The following is a 21,998-nucleotide window of genomic DNA, read 5'->3' on the forward strand; positions in this document are numbered from 1 at the left end:
AAAGTAACAACTATGGGCGAACTTAAAGAAGAATTAAATATTAAATAGGACTTGATCTTAATGAAAAAAACTTATGAAATTGCAGGGCAAGTCATGGGATTTTTTGATGCATTTAAAGGTTCAAGACCTGCAATCGATAATGATAAAATACTAATTGTCAGAGGAAGATCTAGAAAAGTCATACCGCTCGATGATTTTGATGCAAAACTTACTGAAATCGGTGAAATCTTAGGCGGAACTGAATTAGAATCAGATTCTGACAAGTTGGAAGATATTTTAAAAGCCGGAGACAAAAATATACAAGAAAGTGAAATTACTACAAACTCTGTTGACACAAAGGGATTTTTAAAAGTAAAAGAAGACTTGGAATCAATGGGTCTTGTAGTTGAGTACAAAGTATTTAAACTTCCAAGCTTTGATGTTATAATAGCAATTTGGGAAGATAAAAACGAGATTCCACCACTCTATGTGGAAGTTACCGTTTCCGAAGATAAAGGTTAAATATGACATCAATAACTAAAGAAGATATTCTCCAAATATTAACTGCAACTGACAGTGAAATAATCCGTTTCATGTTAGAGACAGCGAAATATAGGGAGAATAACCTTATTACTTTTTCTAAAAATGTTTTTATACCATTGACTGAAATCTGCAGAAATGACTGCGGATACTGTAATTTTAAAAAGAATCCTGATGATCCTCAGGCAATTATTCTTAAAACCAAAGAGGAAATATTAGGAGATTTAAAAGAAGCAGAAAAGCATGGATGTACCGAAGCATTATTTACTTTTGGTGAAGATGCAGATGAAGAAGAAATCGTCCGCATGAAACTAAAAGAATATGGATATGACAATATGATTGACTATACTGTTGACATATGTCAAATGACTCTAGATGAAACCAGTTTGCTTCCCCACACCAACGGCGGAAATTTTGCATATAATGATTTGAAGCGTTTAAAGGAAGTCAATGCATCAATGGGATTAATGCTTGAAAGTTCATCGAAAAGGTTAATGGAATTACCTGCACACAATAAGAGTCCCGGCAAGAATCCTGAATTAAGAATCGAAACTATTGAAAATGCAGGAAAACTTAAAATTCCATACACAACCGGAATATTGATTGGAATTGGAGAGACTAAAGAAGAGATTGCTGATTCTCTTTTAACCATAAAAGACATTTATGATAAATATGGACATATCCAAGAAGTTATTATTCAAAATTTTACCCCAATTCCGGGAATTGAAATGGAAGATTGGGATGAACCTAGCTTTTTAGATATGATTAGAACAGTAATAGCTGGAACTTTACTGTTTAAAGACACTGACGTCAGCATTCAGGTGCCACCTAACTTAAATAATGATACTGCCCAAATATTTTTATTATGTGGCGCTGATGACTGGGGAGGCGTTTCACCAGTAAGTCCAGATTATGTAAACATTACTTCTCCATGGCCAGGAATTGATGAGCTTGAAAAATTAACTGAAGATGCCGGATTTAAATTAATCGAAAGATTATGTGTTTATGAAAAATACATTAACAGCGAATGGCTAAATGACACACTTTTAGATAGAATATCTAAAACACTCGAGCATCAATAACCACATGATGTACGCCAGGAGAATATTTTTTTATTTTATTTATTTTTAAAAGTTCAACTTCCCTGTCGCCAGCTTGAGAAATGATTCTCTCAATTGGCCTTGATTCTATTAGTTTTTCGGGAACTGTTTCATGATAATGCAATATTCCTCCCTCATTTAGACTGTTGATAGCCACTTTTAGGTAATGATGAGTGGTCTTTACATATCCCATCAATATACGGTCTGCCTTTAATTTTGGTGTCTCAATAATGCAGTCGCCTAAAATCGGAGTTATATTATTCAACTTATTTAATCTGATATTTTCACATAGGTAATAGTGGGAATTAGGATTGATTTCTATTGCATAAACATGTTTAGCATTTGAATGAACCCCTATTGGAATTGAAAAATAACCTATTCCTGCAAACATGTCAATGACTGTTTCTCCATCTTCAACTAATTTAGCTATTCTTAGGCGTTCATTATTATTTCCTTTTGACCACATAACTTTGGCCAGATCCAGTTTGAATAAACATCCATTTTCTTTATGCACTGTTTCAGTTTCATTACCATAAAGAATAGTATAAACTGGCTCCCTTTTTGTTCCCTGAATATGGTCTATCTTCATTACAGTTTTAACATTGTGTTTTTTAGATAAACTTTCAAAGTCATCATCTGAATAATTTTTATCAATTATCAAAATATCTCCAATTTTTTTATATTTCATTAACACACCTAAATAAGAAAAGTTTATATATACAAATAGATAATATTAATATTGTTAGTTTATACTAATAATTGATTCTGATTTTAAATAAAATTAACAACATTAAATTTGATTTTAATATATTACCTTAAGTAGTTGAAATTAGATATTTTATACTCTTATATGAGGTGAATTTAAATGGATGATAAGATATTAGAAGGTACAACAACCGTTGGAATTACTTGTAAAGATGGAGTTGTATTTGCAAGCGAAAGAAGAGCTAGTATGGGAAACTTAGTAGCTCACAAAGTCGCAGAAAAAATATTTAAAATTGACGATCATATTGTAACAACCATAGCTGGTTCTGTTGGAGATGCACAAAGCTTAATGAAAGTTATTGAAGCTGAAGTTTCATTATACCAAATGAGAAATAATGATGAAATCAGCGTTAAGGCAGCTGCATCACTAACAGCAAACATCTTACGTTCCGGACCAATGTATGTTCAAACTTTACTTGGTGGAATGGATGGAGACAAACCATCTCTTTACTCTTTAGACCCTGCAGGAGGTATGATTAAAGACACATACATTTCCACAGGTTCAGGTTCAATCGTTGCATACGGTGTTCTTGAAGACAGATTTAGAGATGACTTGACAACTGACGAAGGAATTGAAATAGCCATAAGAGCTATCAGAGCTGCTGCTGAACGTGACACATATTCCGGAAATGGATACTTAGTTGCTAAAGTGGATAAAGACGGCTTTGAAATGTTAGATATTGAAAAAATTAATGATATTTTGGATAAGATATAAAGCAAAAGACTAATTTTTCATAACTAACTATTTTTTTATATAATATTGTGTAGATAGTTTATGGAATTCATCTGATTATAGCTTAAAGCTTTTCATAAACTATAATAATACACAAAACTATTTTTGAAGGGATTATATGACTTCAGATATTTTAGAAAATATTAAAAAAGAAATTTTGCAAAAACTACCCGATGAAATCCAGGTTTCAAAAGTGGAATTTGAAGGACCTGAAGTAGTAGTTTATACCAAAAATCCAGAAATTATAACAGAAAACGGTGACTTAATTAGATCACTTGCAAAAGAACTTAGAAAAAGAATTATTATAAGATCTGATAAAAGTGCTTTACTCGAACCTGAAGATACTATCAATAAAGTTCATGAAATAGTTCCTGATGGTGCTGAAATTACCGATATCTACTTTGATACTGTTACTGGAGAAGTAGTTATTACTGCTAAAAAACCAGGACTCGTTATTGGTAAATATGGAGTAACCTCCAGAAATATTGTTAAAAATACTGGATGGGCACCTAAAATCTTAAGAACCCCTCCAATTAGTTCTGATATTATTGGAAAAATAAGAACTATTCAAAAGAATAGTAGTAAAGACAGAAAAAAATTACTGCAACGTCTAGGACGTCAAATTCACCAAGGAAGTAAATATCCTAATGATTGGGCAAGGGTTACTTCAATGGGAGGATTTAAAGAAGTCGGACGTTCATCAATGCTTTTACAAACACCGAACAGTCGTGTCTTATTGGATTGTGGTGTTAATGTTGCTGCATCAGATAATAAGAATGCATTCCCTTATTTGAATGCGCCTGAATTTTCAATTGAAGAATTGGATGCAGTTATTATTTCTCACGCTCACTTAGATCATTGTGGATTTGTACCATATCTTTTCCATTACGGATATGATGGACCTGTTTATTGTACAACTCCTACTAGAGATTTAACAACCCTTTTACAATTCGACCATTTGGATATTGCCCACAGAGAAGGCAATCCTTTACCATTCACATCAAAAAATGTAAAACACCAAATTAAAAATACAATTACTCTCGATTACGGAGAAGTTACTGACATTTCTCCAGACATTAGATTAACCTTACATAATGCAGGACACATCTTAGGTTCAGCAATTTCCCATATGCACATTGGAGACGGAGCTCATAACTTAGTGTATACCGGAGACTTCAAATATGAACCATCAAGATTACTTGAACCTGCAACCATCAGATTCCCACGTGCCGAAACTGTAATTATGGAAAGTACATACGGTGGACGGGAAGACGTGCAGCCATCCAGGAACAATGCTGAAAAAGAAATGATGAAAACCATCTACAAAACACTTAAACGTGGAGGAAAAGTTTTAGTTCCTGTATTTGCAGTTGGAAGGGCACAAGAACTTATGGTCGTGTTGGAAGAATACATGAGACATGGTTTAATTGAAGAAGTGCCTATCTACATTGATGGAATGATTTGGGAAGCAACTGCAATTCACACTGCAAGACCTGAATACTTAAGTAAAGACTTAAGAGACCAAATATTCCATATGGGAAGAAATCCATTTGTTTCAGAAATGTTTAAAAAAGTTCAGAATTTCGAACAAAGAAAAGAAATTGTTGAAAGCAGAGAACCTGCAATCATCTTATCCACTTCAGGTATGTTAACTGGAGGAAATTCAGTGGAATACTTCAAATGGTTATGTGAAGACGAAAGAAACACATTAATATTTGTAGGATACCAATCTGAAGGTTCAATGGGTAGAAGAGTACAAAAAGGATGGAAAGAAATCCCTCTTGAAGATGATGACGGAAGAACTAGGCAATTCTGTGTTAAAATGCAAATTAAAACAATTAATGGATTCAGTGGTCACTCCAACAGAAGACAGCTTATGGAATACGTGAAAAGACTTAATCCTAGACCTGAAAAAGTCATTACCTGTCACGGAGATCCATACAAAACTGTGGACCTTGCATCTTCAATACATAGAAGTTACAAAATTGAAACAAAAACTCCAATCAATCTAGATTGTGTAAGAATTCATTAATAATATATAGTAATTACAACATAGTATTACTATGATATATAATGTTGTATTATATGCAACATTAATTTATTTTATTTAATTAAACAATAGGTGTTAAAATGGTTACTTATTCAGAATCTGGTGTTGATATAGACCTTGAAGCTGTTACAGTTTCAAAATTAGCTGATAAACTTAAATCAACATTATCATGTAGAGATATTATTACAGATAGCGGCCATTATGCTGCTTTAGTTAAATTAGGAGATAAAGCAATTGCAATGAGTACTGATGGTGTCGGAAGTAAAATATTAATTGCAGAAATGATGAACAAATACGATACTGTAGGAATAGATTGCATTGCAATGGTTGTAAATGACATTTTATGTGTTGGTGCAGAACCAATAGCATTAGTGGATTATCTTGCTGTTGAAAAACCTGACCCTGAAAGAGCTTCTGAAATTGCAGAAGGTCTTGTTAAAGGTGCTGAAGAATCTAAAATCGCAATTATTGGAGGCGAAACTGCTTCACTTCCTGGAATTATCAAAGATTTCGACCTTGCAGGTACAGGTATTGGATTTGTAGATATTGACAAAATCATTACAGGCGAAAACATTCAGCCTGGAAATGTTTTAATCGGAATCAACAGTAACGGTATACATTCTAACGGATACAGTTTAGCTAGAAAAGCATTGTTTGACGATGCCGGATTTGGTGTAGATGATAAAATGCCAAATGGAGACACTACCATTGGCGAAGAATTAATAAGGCCAACTGAACTTTACGTTAAACCTATTGTAGCATTATTTGAAAAAGAATATAATATTAATGGACTTGCCCATATCACTGGAGGCGGATTCACTAACCTCAGACGTTTGAAAAAAGGTGTGGGATATGAAATTACCGACCTTCCAGAAGTTCCAGAAATATTCAAACTGATTTATGAACAAAACGTTGACATCAAGGAGATGTACAGGGTTTTCAATATGGGTATCGGTTTCGTTGTTATTTGCGACGATACAGAAGCAGATAAAATTATGGATACTTTGAACGAATACTGTGATTGTCAAATAATCGGTAAAGTAACTGATGATGAAAAAATTACCGTTAATGCATTTGAAGGATCCACTATTGAGTACTGATTTAATTAACTAATAAGGAGTGATAAAATGAAAATAATGAAAGATAAAGAAATAGCTCTTGTAAAAGAAATATTAAAGAAATTAGGAGCTAGTGAAGAAGACCAAGAATTAGTAGCAGAAGCTACTATTGATGCAGATTTAAAAGGATTTACTTCTCATGGACTTGGCAGATTCCCACAATACCTCATTAGTATTAAAGCAGGCACAATAAACTTAAATGACAACATTACTATTGAAAAAGAAACTCCGGCTATGGCATTAATTAACGGTAACAGCGGATTTGGACAAGCAGTATCCTATAAAGCAATGCAAATTGCAATCAAAAAAGCTAAAGAAATGGGTATTGCATGTGTAGGAGTTCATAATACAAACCACTTCGGAGTTACTGGATTTTATTCTGATTTAGCATTAAGGGAAAACTGTATCGGACTTGTTCTTGCAAATACTGACCCTGCTATTGCACCATTAGGAGGCAGTGAAGCATTAATTGGAACAAATCCTCTTGCATTAGGTATTCCATCTGAAACCTATATTACTGTAGATATGGCAACTTCAGTTACTGCCCGTGGAAAAATCATTGAATCAAAAAGAAAAGGTTTAGATTTACCTGACGGATGGGCATTGGATGAGAACGGAAATCCTACAAATGACCCTGATGAAGCACTGAAAGGTTCCATCTTACCATTTGGTGGATTTAAAGGATATGCTATTGCAGCATTGATTGAAATTTTAACAGGACCATTAGTACAGGCAGGATATGGTCATGGAGTAACTGGTACTGCTTCACCTGATAAAGACTGTACCAAAGGGGATTTGTATGTTGTAATTGATCCGTCCAAATTTGGAGATTTTGATGAATTTGTAGAACATACCGAAGACTTTGTTAGTCAAATTAGAGCTACCGGTGAAAATGTTGCAATTCCAGGTGATTTAGAAGTTAAAAGAATCGCTGAAGCGGAAGCTAATGGAATTCCAATTGACGAAAAATTATATGCTCAATTAAAAGAAATCTGTGACAATTTAGATATTGACATAGATTCTTACATGGAAGAATAATATTATTCTTCAAACCTTCTTTTTTTATTTTAACTCAAGAAAAAAATCTTTAAATACTCCAATCTTTTAAAATATAAATTAGTATTTTTAAAATTGATTTAAGGTTGGAAATATGAAATTAACAAAATTTTTTATAATCGGAATAATCTTATTTATTTTTATAAATATGGCTGTCATATCCGCAAATGAAAATGTGACAGACGATATCTCAGAAATAGACACGCAGGAAACAGTTAACCTTGACAATGATGATTCTTCACTGAAAACAGATGACGAATCCTATTTAAAAACAGATGATTCTACAACTGAAGCTGAAATCATTCCCGTCAATCTAGTAGCGGGATATGGAAAAGGTAATTTTTCATTCAAACTTGTTGATAAAAATACCAATCAAGCATTAGAAGGTAAAAAATTATCTTACACAATATATAGCAGAATTAATTCAGCAGGATCAATAATTACAGATGCAAATGGTATAGCTACATTAGACAATTCAAAATTAAAAATCTATTCAGACACAGATAACAATACCAATAATTATAATCTTATCCCAACTCCAATCACTATTGGAAAACAATTATTCAGTATAAAATGTGTTGATGAAGGAATATCTGCAGCAGAATTTACAGGCAATTTAACAATTAAACCAAATGTTAATCTGGAAATAATTACTCCAGATACTTTTTACTACAACAGCGGAAACCTTGCAACTGTAAAAATTACTGATTACAACGGTAAAGCTGTTTCTAATGCAATTCTACTTGTTGAAATATACACAGGTAACAAATCAAACGACTATCTTTACCAGTCAGACGATAATGGAATTGTTGTCATTAATGAAAATGTTGCAGTAGGCTCATATGAACTTGTTGTAATGATGGCGGAAACAAGCTATGGTGACATATCAGCATCAAAAAATTTCACTGTTAAAAAAGCAAATGCTAAAATTACTGCAAATAAGGTCACCGCATATTACAAAAGTGGAAAATACCTTACCGTTAAAATAACAAATTCCAATAATAATCTGCCGGTCTATAATGCCAATGTTAATGTTAAAATGACCGGTTCCGGCAATAAAATATATACTGCCAGTGGTCAAACCTTATTGGACGGCACATTGAAAATTTCACTGGATAATCTTGCAACCGGAACTTACAACGTGGTAATTTCAAATGAAAACAATAAAAACATCTATGCAAAGCAGATTACTACAAAAATCGTGATTAAAAAGATAAATGCAAAAGCTACAGCACCTAAACTTACAGCAAAATATAAAAAATCAAAAACTTTCAAAATAACCGTTAAAGCAAATAATAAACCTCTAAAAAAGGTTAAACTTAAATTAAAAGTGGGATCCAAATCTTACACACTTACAACCAATTCCAAAGGAGTTGCCAGTTTTAATACAAAAAAATTATCTGTTGGAAAATATGCGGTTTCAGTAACTTCAAAAGATTCCAGATACTCTTTTAGTGCAAAATCAAGCATTGTGATTAAAAAATAACAATCACATGCTCATTTTAATCCTATAAGGTTTTCATAACCTTTCTTCTTTTTTTATAAAAATCAATGCTAAAAAATTTTCATTATGAAAATAAAATTTATTAATAATAAAGTTCAGATGAATAAAAATAGAACAAAACTATATATGTAAAAAAATACTTAAAGTAGTATACTAGAAAATTTAACTATTTTTTTGAAAAATTTTCTTTTAAAAAGGAGGATAAAAAGTTATGAAACTTAAAAACTCTTATATCTTATTGATAGCAATGTCAATATTTCTATTGATAAGTATCGGGTCTGTTTGTGCAAGTGACTCCGCAATGGATGCTGACATACTTGCAGACGGAAATGATGCAGGTAGTGATGTTTTAACAGCTGCACCAATCAAGACAAGTGTAGAATCAAAAAATGTCATTGTATCTGAAAAAGACCCTAAGGAAATTCCAGTAACAGTGAAAGATAATGAATCTCAAGCTATTAGTATTGTAAAAGGAGATTTGAATGTTACTGAAGGCAATAAAACTATGAACATAGATTATGGAAATTCAATAATTACTATTAAAGATACATTAAAAGCTGGAAACCATAGTTTAATTATTAATTATTTAGGAAATGCAAATTACACTAAATCTTCAACAAACATCATTTTATCAATTGTTGGAGAAAAAACTCTAGAAGTAGCTGATTCAATTACTGTAAATGGTACCAAGAAGACAATCATTCCTATAAAACTCACAGATGCTGTAAATTATTATGATATTGATAAAGATAATTTACAATTGATTGCATCTTATAAAAACGGAAATGATACCATTAACAAAACCATCAGCGCATTTGACTTTAAAGATGGAAAAATACTCTTCGACTACAATTTAGATGTAGCCGCATGTACTCTAACTATTAAATACATCGACGGCAATAAGACTTTAACTAAAAATGTGGCTTTGAAAAAAGTTAATAATGCAAAAATAGTGCCAAAAAATCTTAAAGCAGAATATGCAAGTGGTACTTTTACATTTGAGCTTGTTGATGTAGACACTAATGAAAAATTAGCTAATAAAAAATTATCCTACACAATTATAACCGGAAGTATCAATACCGGAGGATCCATAACCACTGATGCTAACGGAATAGCTACATTAGACAATTCAAATTTAAACATATACAAATTTGAAAATGGTACTATTTCATCTCAAGGCCATATAAGTGTTGGAAAACAACTATTCAGTATTAAAGGAGACGATTCTAGCATAAGTGCACCGGAAATCAAAGATAATTTCACAGTCACACAAGCTACAATCAACATTAAAATTAATTCTTACAAAGAATACTACGGTTCCGATAAAAAAGTTTTAATTAATGTAACCAATGCCAATACTGGTGCACCAATGAAAGCAATTATCCTTCATTTGTACATGGCAAATACAACCCAAAAAGATTATTACTTCCAAACTGGAGCTAACGGAACTGCTGAAATCAATGTAACTGGCTTAATTCCTGGAAATTATCCATTAACTGTCAGTAACAATGATACCAAAAATATGAAGAAGAGAAGTGTTAGCGGAAGCATAACCATCTTAGGAATTGCAACCAAAATGACAGTTACTGTGCCAAAAACCTACTACTACAACAGTGGAACCATAGCTACTGTCAAAATTACCGATAAAAAAACTGGTAAAGCAGTCCCTAATGCAATTGTTTTACTTCAGGTATATACCGGTAAAAAATCACAAGGATACCTTTACCAAGCAGACGATAAAGGAAAAATAACTGTTAATTATGCTCCTGCAGCCGTAGGTTCACATAAGCTAGTATTTACCATGGCAGATTCAAGATACAGTGCTCCTTCAGTTACAAAAACTGTTAAAGTTAAAAAAGCAACTGCTAAACTAACCAGCAACAAAGTAACTGCATATTATAAAGATGGAAAAACCCTTATCATTAAGTTAGTAAATACAAAAAACAAAAAAGGCATTTATGCAGCTAATTTAAATGTTAAGGTATTCCCAAATTCAAAAAGTTACTACAACTACAACGGACAAACAGGACTTGATGGAAAACTAAGGATTTCCCTTAAAAACTTCAAACCTGGAACCTACAAGGTCGTAGTTTCTAAAAATGATAACAAAAACTTTACTGCAAAACAGATTAATACAAAATTTGTTATTAAAAAAGCATCTGCTAAAATAACTCCTGCAAAATTAACCGCTAAAAAAGGCGCAAATAAATACTTTAACGTTACTGTTAAAAATACAGCAACCAACAAAGTAATCTCTGGAGTTAAAATAAGCTTTAAAGTTTACACTGGTAATAATGCAAAGACTTATACTGCAACAACCAATGCAAAAGGTGTTGCTAAAATCTCTGCAAAAGAACTTAGTGTAGGAACCCACAAAGTTATTGTAAAATCTGAAAATAAATATGTATCAGCAAAGTCTGCTACATCCAGTATAAAAATAACTAAAGTTTAAAGAGAATTAAATTCTCTTATTCTTTTTCTTTTTTGTATTTCGCATAAAAACCATCAGTATCGGCATATATTGCATAAAAACCAAATTCTTCAGCTTTTTTTATTGATGATTTGATATATTGTCTTCCCCAAGATGTAATAGCTTTTGCACATTCGAATGAATACCATCTGAAACGTGGAAAACCATAAATACCATACATTGTATTTGCCAATCTTTTTATAGCCTGCTGCTGTACATCCAAAGCCTTTTTCTGTTGAGGATCCTCTGATGCCTTCATTTCACGTTTGATTCTAAATCTTTCCTGCAGGATTTTATCAATAACAGATGGAATAAATCCTTTTGGAGATTTTTTAAATTTAAGGCCGTGTTCCGGAGAGATATTATATTCATCTTCGTTTTCAACATCTCCTAAAACCATTACGTCAGGAGAGATGTTTTTTGAAATAATGATACTTGGATACAGGCTTCTGAAGTCAAATTGAACAAGGTTTTCATGCAGTCCGGTTTCAGGTTCTTTGACATATCCGCCTTCATTATTCTCTGCATTTGCACGGTCGGCGAAATTAGATCCCTGTTTATTTGGAACAACTTCACCATCAAAATAAGCTTGTTTTACTAAAAACCATTCTGCCTGTTGGCCGGTTGCCATACGGGAAACATCAAATAATGGCTGACCTATTATACGAGTAAGTTCTAAATTAAGAGGCAATGTTTGTTCGGCAATTTTTAAAGTGGAGATTACATCATCCAAGGAATAGTCAAACAGGTTATCCAATTCTTCACCGCCATTATCCCAGAACTCCCAAATCCGTTCACCTGGAACATCAATCTTTTCTTCACCGAACAGTTCATAGTATACTCTTTCCAATGTATATCTCTCAAGAGACATGTAACGTCTCATGACCAAGTATAAATCTACATGAATTAATCCTTTAAAAGAAGCAGCATTAGCATAACCTCTTCTAATAAATTTGACGTCAGATCCATCCATTCCAATATCCAAATCGACGCCTAAAAGTTTAGCGCGGTCCTTAAGATATGGGAAGTCAAAGTTATCTGAATTGTATCCGACAATAATGTCTATATTATTTTCTTTAATAATTCTTACAAACTCCTGAATCATCTCACGCTCTGATGAAACCTGACAAACAAAATCATCACGACTATCTGAGTTTGTTTTGGTGGAAATTACCTGATTTATACCGAAATTACTTGCCACACCAATCATGATAATTTCGTCTTCTTCGGAGTTCGGCATACCATGAGGGTTCCTTACTTCCAAATCGAAGCTTAATATTCTAAATCTTTGAGGATACTGTGGAACCCTTTTTAAATCATCAGTTAATTTAATAATAGTCAAATCATGTTTTTTGGAATCCAAATTTAAAAATGAATCCAATTCTTCCCCAACAGCTACGACTTCAGTCATTGGAATTACATCCCTATCCATCAGATATCTTCTATAAAATGGAATGTCAAATTCCCTTATCTGAATAACATTTTCCAAATCTCTTAGAGCATCCCTGTTTTTTGCAAGTTCCTGAGGATGTTTAAATGTGACTTTAAGAAATTCCGTTTCAATTTGAAAGTCTTTTTTTGTAACCTTCTCTACCCTGACAACTTCAAGGTTTTCTTCAATTTCTTTTATGCATTCATCTAAATTATCACAAAGGACATATAAATATGGTTCGAAAGTATCATCAAGTAAAACTATGTTTTTGTCCCCATCTTTTGAAAATAATCTAATTACCGGTTTTTCTTCAAAAGTAACATAATCAATGTCCAAAATAACAACATTTCTTTGCATTTATTCATCTCCAAGAAGATATTCTTTCCTATAATTATCCAAAACTGTGTATGTTATTCCTAAAATTAAAGGCCCTATTATAAATCCTACAATTCCATAAACAAGAGGACCTGATAAAAATCCAATTAATAAGATTAAAGGATGTATTTCAGCATAATGACTTGATAAAGCCGGCCTTATATACATATCAATAGTGCTTAGGAAAAATCCAAATAATAACACGATGATTGCCCTTGGATAGTTTCCTGCAAAAATATCAATAAAGAACAGTGCCCAGTATATTGGCCAAGGCCCAAATATTGGAATTAACTGTAAAATACCTGTAAGAACACCTAAAAAGATTCCATAAGGATATCCCAAAAGGGAATAACCTATTGCTCCAAAAATTCCAATGATAACTGATGTTAGAAAATGCCCGTAAAATATGCTTCTTAAAACATCCTTTACAGATTCAACAGTATTGTCGAAAAAGTTCTTGGAATCATCTGGAACAAAATCACGGATAAAATTCAGGCATTTATCGCCATCGCGAACAAAGTAAAATACTGAACAAATCAAGATAAATAAATCCAAGCTGATATTCAGGAATTTGCTTAGGAATGTTACTGTTGATTGCAATACATACTTTCCAATTTCACTTATTGATGAATTTATAGAAGAATTAATTGAATTTGTATCTATCGGCAGCTGTGAGATGAATTGATTGATATCAACATAATAATGACTTGCCATAAATGATGTGACAGCTAACGATATCTCATAAGAAACATAAGCTATAAGCAATATCAGAGGTATTAAAACAACTACCATTGCAAGAAGAATGGAAACGGATGAAAATTTTAATTTTGATTGTATTCTAGTGGCTACTGGCCTTACAAGATAAGCTAAAATAGCCCCTAAAAGAATCATGTTCAAAACTGGGAATATAAACATTAATGAAACTACCAATAAGAAAATAACCAGCAATACTGGAGGATTCAAGTAACTTTTAACATCTACTCCCATTAAATTCACCTTTAAATTAGTATTTTACACCAGAAGCGTCTCGTCTGTATTTTCCAAATTCAGAGATTTGTTTTATTTTATCATTTTCAAAAACAGGCCCTTCGACACAAATTCTCCAACCTTCACTATCAACACAGCACTGACCACACACTCCTAGAGCGCATTTCATATATCTTTCAAGAGAATATTGTGCAGGTATGGAAGCATCTTCAAGAATATCAAAGAGTCCTTTCATCATTATCTCAGGTCCGCAAACAAATGCATAATTATAAGTCGAATCTTCAAGCAAACCTATAGTACAATCTGTTGCAAATCCTCTAAATCCAAAACTTCCATCATCAGTACATGGCTGAACATCAGCACCCAATTTTTCCAAATTACTGACAAACAATAATTCCTCTTTTGTTTGAGCAGCAGATACGACAGTTACATTATTGCCTTTCTTGATTAAATCAGTAGCTATTGCATTAATAGGAGCCATACCTACCCCCCCACCAATAGCTAAAATGTCTTTGCCTTCAAATGAATTGTCAAAGCCGTTACCGTAGCTGCCTCTAATACCTATCTGGTCGCCTACTTTCAAATCATGCAATTGAGAAGTGAACTCCCCAATATTTTTAACTGTAATGGCCAATTGATTATCATTGATTTGTGAAATGGACATTGGCTTTTCATTTTTAAAGTTCCAAACCATTAAAAATTCGCCGGGATTAGGTTTTCCAAGAGTTTCATAATCCCAATTAAATTTAAAAGTTTTAATTGTAGGAGTTTCTTCAATAATTTCTGTAATTTCTACTATTTTCGGTTCATTAATCATTTTTTTACAACTCCACATGTGCTAGACCAACCATTTCATCAATTGATGAATATCCTTTTTCAACCATGAATTTTTCCAAACCTTTGTTGATGTCATCAAAAACAGTGACACCTTCATCCATAATGGCAGTACCTATTTGAACTGCTCTTGCCCCTGCAAAGATAAATTCAACAACATCCTCAAAAGTGTAAATTCCGCCAACACCAATCAACGGAATATCAACAGCTTCGAAAACTGAATAAACATTACTGATTGCAATTGGTTTTATTGCCCTTCCACTCATTCCACCGGATTTATGGAATAAAACAGGACGGGCCACATCAATATTGATTTTCATTCCAGGACCTAATGTGTTAATTAGAGATAAACAATCCGCACCTGCATCCTCACAGGTTTTGGCAATTTCTGTAATGTCAGTCACATTAGGTGTTAATTTTGCAATAATCGGAACTTCTGCAGCATCTTTTGCAGCAGATACAATAGTATGGCTTAAATTACAATCCTGACCTATTGATGCACCAAATCCTTCCATCGCATGAGGACATGAAATATTTAACTCAATCATGTCAACATATTCCTGAACATCCTCAACCAATTTTGAAAATTCGTCGGGTGTGGCCCCATAAATTGAAGCAATGACCACATTGTTTTCCCTTTCAATTTTCTTTAGCTCTTCTTTAAAATTATCTACTCCAGGATTTGAAAGCCCAATAGCATTTAAAATTCCTCCATCAACTGCAACAGTTGTCGGATTTGGATATCCCGGATGAGGATTTAAAGAAAAAGATTTAGAAACTACGCCTCCAGCCCCAGATTTTAAAATCCAATTCATAGATGAGGCATTACTTCCCATAATACCTGCAGCCAACATTAATGGATTTCTGAATTCTACTCCACAAACATCTGTTTTTAACATAATATCAACTTTGTAATTAATTATTTAATTAGTTTTTGTAAATTTATCTATGATTTCCTGATATTTTTCATTTTGCAATTTTAAACTAATAATATTGGTTTTATTGGATTTAATAATTTCATCTCTTGATTTGATTAAATTTGAAATTTCTTCATCTTGCTTTTCGATGATGGAATCCTTTTGCTTGAGCAAATCCTCATATGTTTTTGTTATTTTTCTAAGTTGGACTTCCAGGTTTTCAGTATTGGAATTTAATTGGGATTTATAGTCATCAATTAATGACCTCAAATATTTGACCTGATCCTGTTTATCTTCAATGATGGAATCTTTTTCTTTTATTTTTTCAGTTAAATCATCCAATTCTTTCATACGGGATTTGTCATAGTCAATTTTAGTATCGAGTTTATCCTCAAGGTTTTTCTTTTCATACTTTAACTTGGTCGAATACAGCTTTAACTTGTTGATTTCCTCATTTTTATCCTGAAGTTCCATAGTCAGCTCATCAATCTCTGCATTTTTAAGTTCCAACTCGTATTTCAAATCATCTAAACTTTCCTGTGACATACAATTAATAATTTAAATTTCATTGTAAAAATACTTTAATTTAGAAATTTATTTAAATAGAGACAGGTCATTGAAAATACTTATAAAAAATAAAATGAATAATTTATCTTATGGAATGTTATATTACCTACTGCGTAAAAGGATATTTGGCTTTTAATGGCGAAAATGAATTAATTGCTGAAAAATTATTTCCCGAAGATGAAACGCTTAACCGTTTAGCGGACCTTGATGAAAAAAAGATTGTTGCAGAAGAGATGGAAATAATTGAAGAAGTTTCAAAAGATTATGATGAGATTATTATTGAATCAAACAAAAGATTATCAGATTACTCAATTGAAAAACTAAAAATTCAAACCCCGAATCAGGCGGGAGAATATTTGAGAAGCAATTATGATAAATTCGGTTTGGACAATGAGGACATTACTGACATTTATCAAAGATTGGCCATTTATAAAATTAAAAAGGAATCTGCAAGTGAAGATAAACATCTAATTCAGGCCATTAATTCTATTGACGAGATTGATGAGTCAATTTCCAAATTAATTGAAAGAATTAGAGAATGGTATGCACTGTATTTTCCTGAAATGGACATTATTAAAAATAATGAGACCTATATCAAACTGATTTCTCAAAATAAAACCAAAGAAAATATCATGCAAGCAAAGCCTGATGCATTTCCAAGCAATGTCATGGATTTGGAAGATGACATTAATCCACTTGATTTGGAAATTATGAACAGATATGCAAATTCCATTTTTGAACTTCAAAAGACAAGAAAAGAGATTGAAGAATATATTGACAGCAAAATGGAAGAAATTGCACCTAATTTAAGGTTGCTTGTCGGATCATCACTTGGAGCCAAACTGATTTCCCATGCAGGAGGCCTTAAAAGACTTGCAACTTACCCATCAAGCACTGTCCAGATTATGGGTGCTGAAAAAGCACTGTTCAGGCATCTGAAAAGCGGAGACCGTCCGCCAAAATATGGATTAATCTACCAACACCCCCAGGTAAGAGGTGCAAAATGGTGGAATCGCGGAAAAATTGCCCGTATGCTTGCAGGTAAAATATCCCTGGCCGTAAGAAGAGACGTTTTTACAAAGACATTTGATGAAAATGCATTTGACGATTTTACTGAGAAAGTAGAAGAAATTGAAAAAAATAATCCTTTTCCAACTAAAACTACTAAAAAAAGAAAAGAAGAAAAAGGCAAATCAAGAAATAAGAAGAGAAAAGGTAAAAAAAGAAAGAAAAGGAGATAAAACATGAATGTTTATTTCAAAGATGGGAATGTTGCCACCAAAAATTTAACTCCTGGAATCTCAGTTTATGGGGAGGAATTAATCAAAGATGATGTAGAATATAGGATATGGAATCCTAGACGTTCAAAATTAGCAGCAGCCCTTTTAAATGGATTAGAAAATTTAGAGATTTCAGACACTTCAAAAGTTTTATACTTGGGCGCATCAACTGGAACAACAGTTTCCCATATTTCTGATATCATAATTAATGGAAGAATATATGCCGTTGAATTTTCACCAACAACAGCAAAAAAATTAGTCCAGCTTTCACACCAAAGACCTAATATTGCTCCGATTTTAGGCGATGCAACAAAACCGAAAGAATATTTGAATATTGTTGAAAATGTGGATTTGGTATACTGTGATGTTGCTCAACCAACACAAAGCGAATTGTTTATGAAAAATATGAATTTATTTGCAAGGGATGATGGTGCAGGTCTTTTAATGATAAAAGCCAGAAGTATTGATGTCGTGCAAAAACCTAAAAAGATATTCAAGGAACAGGAAAAAAAATTGAAAGAAAAAGGATTTAAGATTATTGAAAAAGTAAAACTGGAACCTTACGAAAAAGACCATATTGCCTTTTTAGTGGAAAAAAATTTTTAAAAATAAAATAGGGAATTAAAATCCCCTTTTTAATTTTTTATAGTGATTGCAGTACTGTTTAAACCTAAAACCCTTGAATAATCAATTTTATCAGCAATTTTATTTAAAACAGCAATATTATCAAATTCAAGACGTTCATTTTCAATAACTGGATTAAATTCAACTCCAGTATCCTTAATGGAAATCAAAACATTTTCCTCATTATTTCTAACAATAACATCAATTGTATCAACACTTTCATTATTGTTAATGATATTTACGAGCATTTCCTCAATAGCCAGACTTACTAAAGTCGCTGATCGATTGCCCTTTAAGTAATCTTGAACATCACGTGACAGGTTAACCGCATCTTTAATATCACCTGAAATAGTGTGTTCAAAAACTTTTTCATCATCATTATGCTTATTAATGAAAAATCCAGTGTATTCCCCATCAGTCTTTTTATCAAGGTATTTTGAATAACCAAAGAGGAATAATATTGTCAATAATTCAGCTATTGCAAATGAAATCCAAATTCCATTTCCCCCAATTGCATAAGAAAGTATAATTGCAGCAGAAATTGGCAATATAAATCCTTCAAGCAAGGAAATGATTGTAGATAATTGATTTTTTTGAATAGCCTGAGCGTAAAATGTATATAAAAATGTAATCGCAGTTCCAACATAACTTATTGCAAATATCCTTATTGCATTCAATACAACAGGAACCTCTGCAGGATTTTTTACACTATACAAAAATAATAAAGCCTGATGGTAAACAATTAATAAAACGGATAGCGCTAAACTTGAAACCAAAACTATTTTTAAAGATCTTTTTACTATAAAATTAACACCAGAATAGTCTTCCTCTTTAAAGTAAACGGACACTATAGGAGACATTGTTTGTGCGGTTCCAATCAGAAAAATATATAATATAAATAAACTGTTATAACAAATACCGAATGCAACAACACCAGACTTTCCAACAATAAGACCAACCAAAAAGTTTATGATAAGCAATTTTAAAGTCAAGTATAACTGAGTTGATGCTGATGAAAATCCAGAAGTTACAATTTTTTTAAGGAAATTGAAGAATGAATTTACTTTCAATTTAATAAATTCCAAAGTGCGTTCTTTTTTAAAGAAGTAAAGTGAAATTAAAATAGACCCAATTAAATAACCTGTTGAAGTAGCTAATGCTGCACCTGAAAGTCCCATACCGAAAAATTTGATATAAATTATATCACAACACATATTAACAATATTTGCAATTAATATAGCCCTAAATGGTAATGATGGAATCCCATCTGCCCTAATAAAATAAGACAAACTCATCATATAACATAAAAAAGGCATTCCTACTATTAATGATACAAAATAACTATTAACATCCTTAGTTAAGCCAGGTTGGGCGATACATAAGAACTCTGCAATACTGTTCGAAAACAAAAATCCAATGACGGCAATTAATATTCCAATCGATATTAGTGAAAGGAGCGATACCGAAAAGTAACTATTACCTTTTTCATCATCAAATTCCGCTTTTGAAACAGAACAAAGTACACTGCCCCCCCAATCCAATCATCCAGTAAATAAGATTAACAAAAGTAATTACAGGGGCGACTATATGGATTGGTGCAAGATTGCTCGCACCAATTAAAAAACTTACAATCAAACCATCTACAAACAAACAGATATTGCCCGCCATGGATGTGAATAATGTTGGGAGGAAAAACTCCCCAAATTTATTTCGCAATAATTTATAATTTCTCTCATACATCGTTTTAACCCCTAGATACTAAAGAAATCCAAATCAACCAAATATTTAACAAAATAGTAAATATACTCTTCAGATATGAATGGCCATTTAATGCCTAAACGATATAACGCTTGAATAGTGTAGGTATTGTCAACAGGCATCCAAATCTTTTTAACTTTTCCAGAACCTATTATTAAATCTGGTAGGTGCAACGCACACCTACTGCTTTTCTTTTTTTCTATCGTATCACTTATACTTAAAATTTTATCATAGCTATGATGATAGTTTCATTAAAATAGATAGGATTTTAAGAATCTAATAAAAAAAATAAATTTTTCAATTTTAAATAAAGATTAAAAGATTCAAATGAATTTAATTTTTTATGACATTGCCTAAAAGAAATAATATCCATCAATAGCCAAAAAAGTATACTGATGATACTCGAATAAATATGTATACCTTAAAAATCAACCAGTTCAAAAAATTTAAAAATTTCATCAAATAGAATTAAAAGCCTATAACTTCACAACAAAAACTATCCAAACCAAAACCATATAAAAGCTTAAATTGAAATTCAAATAATATAAAAAGAAAACCTAATCTAAAGTTTTTAAAATTAATCAAATCATAAAATAAGACAAGTACAAAAAAGGCAGTAATGTATTGTCAATGCAAGAAAAATCTTTGTAAAAAATCACCCAATTTTTGAGTGATAATCAGCAAAAAAATAGCTCTGAGAAAATTAAAAAATTACTACAAAATCGGCCAAAAAGTATTACTTAGATACCTTTTTATACTATAAAATAAAATATAAAATATGCTAATGCAAATAAAATAAAAGTTCATTTAAGCGTCCTTTAGGTGGATTCACTCTATTAATCACTCCATTTAACTAAAGCCTAAAGGCATGAACTTATTTTATTAAAATACTCTTTTTTATCAAAATTTTTTTCAAAGATTATTTTCCTTATTTTATTCTAAAAAGTATTACTCCATAATGCCCATAATTCACTAAAAAAATAGGTTTGAAACCCACTCACTATATGATTAAATTATACATACCAAAAACAATAATGCACTGAAAATGTAATCATGATTTGAAAATCAAAAAGCTATTGGTTAATATGAACGAAAATAAGAATTTTTATAAAATTCAAAATTTTCATAAAATAGATGCCATCAAAACTATGTTTATTTTAATTATAGCTATCATTAAAATATATAGTAAGTTACAAACTATTGAAATTAACTTTCACAAATTTAAAATAAAACAAGTTTACATGAAAATAATATGATTACTTGAAGGACATGTAGATTAAGCTATAATTTTTTAGAAATTACATCACATATTGTTTTTGCAATTTCCCTTTTTGAAGCTAAAGGAACAGCTAAGACCTCTTCATCAACTATCAAGACTTCATTATTATCAGATCCAAAATGACACTCATTTTTTGAAATATCATTAGCAATAACCAAATCTGTACCTGCATCTGCAATCTGTTTTCTTGCACAACCAATAATATCTTCACGGGAAATGTTAAATTCAGCTTTAAAACCTACCAAAAAGATATTTGGATTTATTTTTTTAATTTGACGGATAATTTTTGTTGTTGGTTTAAGATTTAAAAAAAGAGAACTGTTAGAATCAATTTTCTTATCAGATTTTTGTCTGAATTCAAAATCAGAAACTGCAGCAGTTGAAATAAAAATATCATAATCAGGAATCAAACTTAAAACCGCATCATTCATTTCAGCACTAGTTTCAACATGAATAACATCAAAAACTGACGGAATTTCTACACTTACATTAGCTACAACCAATTTTAAATCGGCACCTCTAATGTAGGCTTCCTTTGCAAGCTCCAAACCCATTTTACCAGATGATTTATTGGTAATTCCTCTTACTGAATCAATGGGTTCATAAGTTCCGCCAAGACTTATTAAAACT

At 31.8% G+C, this 21,998-nt stretch carries 20 protein-coding genes; 10 read left to right on the forward strand and 10 right to left on the reverse strand.

Translation table 11 applies throughout. The features are described from left to right. Positions 1-60 precede the first annotated feature (60 nt). Both ACJMLH_RS00685 and cofG read left to right on the forward strand, forming a co-directional pair. On the forward strand, positions 61-501 hold the full coding sequence (locus ACJMLH_RS00685) for a DUF2120 family protein (protein ID WP_405274035.1): 441 nt from the start codon (positions 61-63) through the stop codon (positions 499-501). Positions 502-503: 2 nt separating this feature from the next. Then, positions 504-1,601 (forward strand): 7,8-didemethyl-8-hydroxy-5-deazariboflavin synthase subunit CofG, encoded by a 1,098-nt coding sequence (cofG, locus tag ACJMLH_RS00690; protein WP_405274036.1) that lies wholly within the window; start codon positions 504-506, stop codon positions 1,599-1,601. Here the strand turns inward: cofG and ACJMLH_RS00695 are convergent. Then, positions 1,579-2,307: a class I SAM-dependent methyltransferase gene (locus ACJMLH_RS00695; RefSeq protein ID WP_405274037.1), complete on the reverse strand. Its 729-nt coding sequence runs from the start codon at positions 2,305-2,307 to the stop codon at positions 1,579-1,581. The two genes, cofG and ACJMLH_RS00695, sit on opposite strands and share 23 nt — an antisense overlap. Positions 2,308-2,484: 177 nt before the next feature. Between ACJMLH_RS00695 and psmB the strand changes: the two genes are divergently transcribed. From psmB to ACJMLH_RS00725, 6 genes are all read left to right on the forward strand, one after another. Continuing rightward, positions 2,485-3,099 (forward strand): archaeal proteasome endopeptidase complex subunit beta, encoded by a 615-nt coding sequence (gene psmB, locus ACJMLH_RS00700; protein ID WP_405274038.1) that lies wholly within the window; start codon positions 2,485-2,487, stop codon positions 3,097-3,099. A 136-nt stretch (positions 3,100-3,235) separates the two neighbouring features. Beyond that, on the forward strand, positions 3,236-5,149 hold the full coding sequence (locus ACJMLH_RS00705) for a beta-CASP ribonuclease aCPSF1 (RefSeq protein WP_405274039.1): 1,914 nt from the start codon (positions 3,236-3,238) through the stop codon (positions 5,147-5,149). Between the two features lie 98 nt (positions 5,150-5,247). Next, on the forward strand, positions 5,248-6,267 hold the full coding sequence (gene purM, locus ACJMLH_RS00710) for a phosphoribosylformylglycinamidine cyclo-ligase (RefSeq protein WP_405274040.1): 1,020 nt from the start codon (positions 5,248-5,250) through the stop codon (positions 6,265-6,267). 27 nt (positions 6,268-6,294) lie between these two features. Continuing rightward, the gene (comC, locus tag ACJMLH_RS00715; RefSeq protein WP_405274041.1) at positions 6,295-7,323 is read left to right on the forward strand and encodes an L-sulfolactate dehydrogenase; all 1,029 of its coding nucleotides are present in this window, start codon (positions 6,295-6,297) and stop codon (positions 7,321-7,323) included. Positions 7,324-7,489: 166 nt separating this feature from the next. Then, positions 7,490-8,827, forward strand: a complete 1,338-nt coding sequence (locus ACJMLH_RS00720) for a hypothetical protein (RefSeq protein ID WP_405274042.1) — start codon at positions 7,490-7,492, stop codon at positions 8,825-8,827. 229 nt (positions 8,828-9,056) lie between these two features. After that, positions 9,057-11,297, forward strand: a complete 2,241-nt coding sequence (locus tag ACJMLH_RS00725) for a hypothetical protein (protein WP_405274043.1) — start codon at positions 9,057-9,059, stop codon at positions 11,295-11,297. 16 nt (positions 11,298-11,313) lie between these two features. Here ACJMLH_RS00725 and ACJMLH_RS00730 read toward each other — a convergent pair whose 3' ends face one another. The 5 genes from ACJMLH_RS00730 to ACJMLH_RS00750 are packed head-to-tail and all read right to left on the reverse strand — an operon-like array spanning position 11,314 to position 16,406. Further along, the gene (locus ACJMLH_RS00730) at positions 11,314-13,104 is read right to left on the reverse strand and encodes a DNA polymerase domain-containing protein (protein WP_405274044.1); all 1,791 of its coding nucleotides are present in this window, start codon (positions 13,102-13,104) and stop codon (positions 11,314-11,316) included. Further along, positions 13,105-14,109: an AI-2E family transporter gene (locus ACJMLH_RS00735; protein WP_405274045.1), complete on the reverse strand. Its 1,005-nt coding sequence runs from the start codon at positions 14,107-14,109 to the stop codon at positions 13,105-13,107. A 16-nt stretch (positions 14,110-14,125) separates the two neighbouring features. Beyond that, on the reverse strand, positions 14,126-14,926 hold the full coding sequence (locus ACJMLH_RS00740; protein WP_405274046.1) for a dihydroorotate dehydrogenase electron transfer subunit: 801 nt from the start codon (positions 14,924-14,926) through the stop codon (positions 14,126-14,128). 4 nt (positions 14,927-14,930) lie between these two features. Then, positions 14,931-15,842 carry a dihydroorotate dehydrogenase gene (locus ACJMLH_RS00745; protein ID WP_405274047.1) on the reverse strand — a complete coding sequence of 304 codons (912 nt, stop codon included), beginning with the start codon at positions 15,840-15,842 and terminating at the stop codon, positions 14,931-14,933. A 24-nt stretch (positions 15,843-15,866) separates the two neighbouring features. Beyond that, on the reverse strand, positions 15,867-16,406 hold the full coding sequence (locus ACJMLH_RS00750) for a coiled-coil domain-containing protein (protein WP_405274048.1): 540 nt from the start codon (positions 16,404-16,406) through the stop codon (positions 15,867-15,869). A gap of 110 nt (positions 16,407-16,516) precedes the next feature. Here ACJMLH_RS00750 and ACJMLH_RS00755 point away from each other — a divergent pair, with 110 nt between their 5' ends. Together ACJMLH_RS00755 and ACJMLH_RS00760 are read left to right on the forward strand one after the other, a co-directional pair. After that, the gene (locus ACJMLH_RS00755) at positions 16,517-17,668 is read left to right on the forward strand and encodes an NOP5/NOP56 family protein (RefSeq protein ID WP_405274049.1); all 1,152 of its coding nucleotides are present in this window, start codon (positions 16,517-16,519) and stop codon (positions 17,666-17,668) included. 3 nt (positions 17,669-17,671) lie between these two features. Beyond that, positions 17,672-18,313, forward strand: coding sequence for a fibrillarin-like rRNA/tRNA 2'-O-methyltransferase (locus ACJMLH_RS00760; protein ID WP_405274050.1), 642 nt, complete (start codon positions 17,672-17,674; stop codon positions 18,311-18,313). Positions 18,314-18,342: 29 nt separating this feature from the next. Here the strand turns inward: ACJMLH_RS00760 and ACJMLH_RS00765 are convergent, their stop codons facing one another. From ACJMLH_RS00765 to ACJMLH_RS00780, 4 genes are all read right to left on the reverse strand, one after another. Then, positions 18,343-19,872 carry an MATE family efflux transporter gene (locus ACJMLH_RS00765; protein ID WP_405274051.1) on the reverse strand — a complete coding sequence of 510 codons (1,530 nt, stop codon included), beginning with the start codon at positions 19,870-19,872 and terminating at the stop codon, positions 18,343-18,345. Beyond that, the gene (locus ACJMLH_RS00770) at positions 19,823-20,071 is read right to left on the reverse strand and encodes a hypothetical protein (protein WP_405274052.1); all 249 of its coding nucleotides are present in this window, start codon (positions 20,069-20,071) and stop codon (positions 19,823-19,825) included. Before ACJMLH_RS00770 ends, ACJMLH_RS00765 begins: the two co-directional genes overlap by 50 nt. A gap of 11 nt (positions 20,072-20,082) precedes the next feature. Continuing rightward, positions 20,083-20,262, reverse strand: a complete 180-nt coding sequence (locus tag ACJMLH_RS00775; protein ID WP_405274053.1) for a hypothetical protein — start codon at positions 20,260-20,262, stop codon at positions 20,083-20,085. A 1,108-nt stretch (positions 20,263-21,370) separates the two neighbouring features. Further along, positions 21,371-21,991, reverse strand: a complete 621-nt coding sequence (locus ACJMLH_RS00780) for a phosphopantothenoylcysteine decarboxylase (RefSeq protein WP_405274063.1) — start codon at positions 21,989-21,991, stop codon at positions 21,371-21,373. Positions 21,992-21,998 lie beyond the last annotated feature (7 nt).

Source organism: Methanobrevibacter sp., assembly GCF_045116495.1.
Taxonomy (GTDB): Archaea; Methanobacteriota; Methanobacteria; order Methanobacteriales; family Methanobacteriaceae; genus Methanocatella.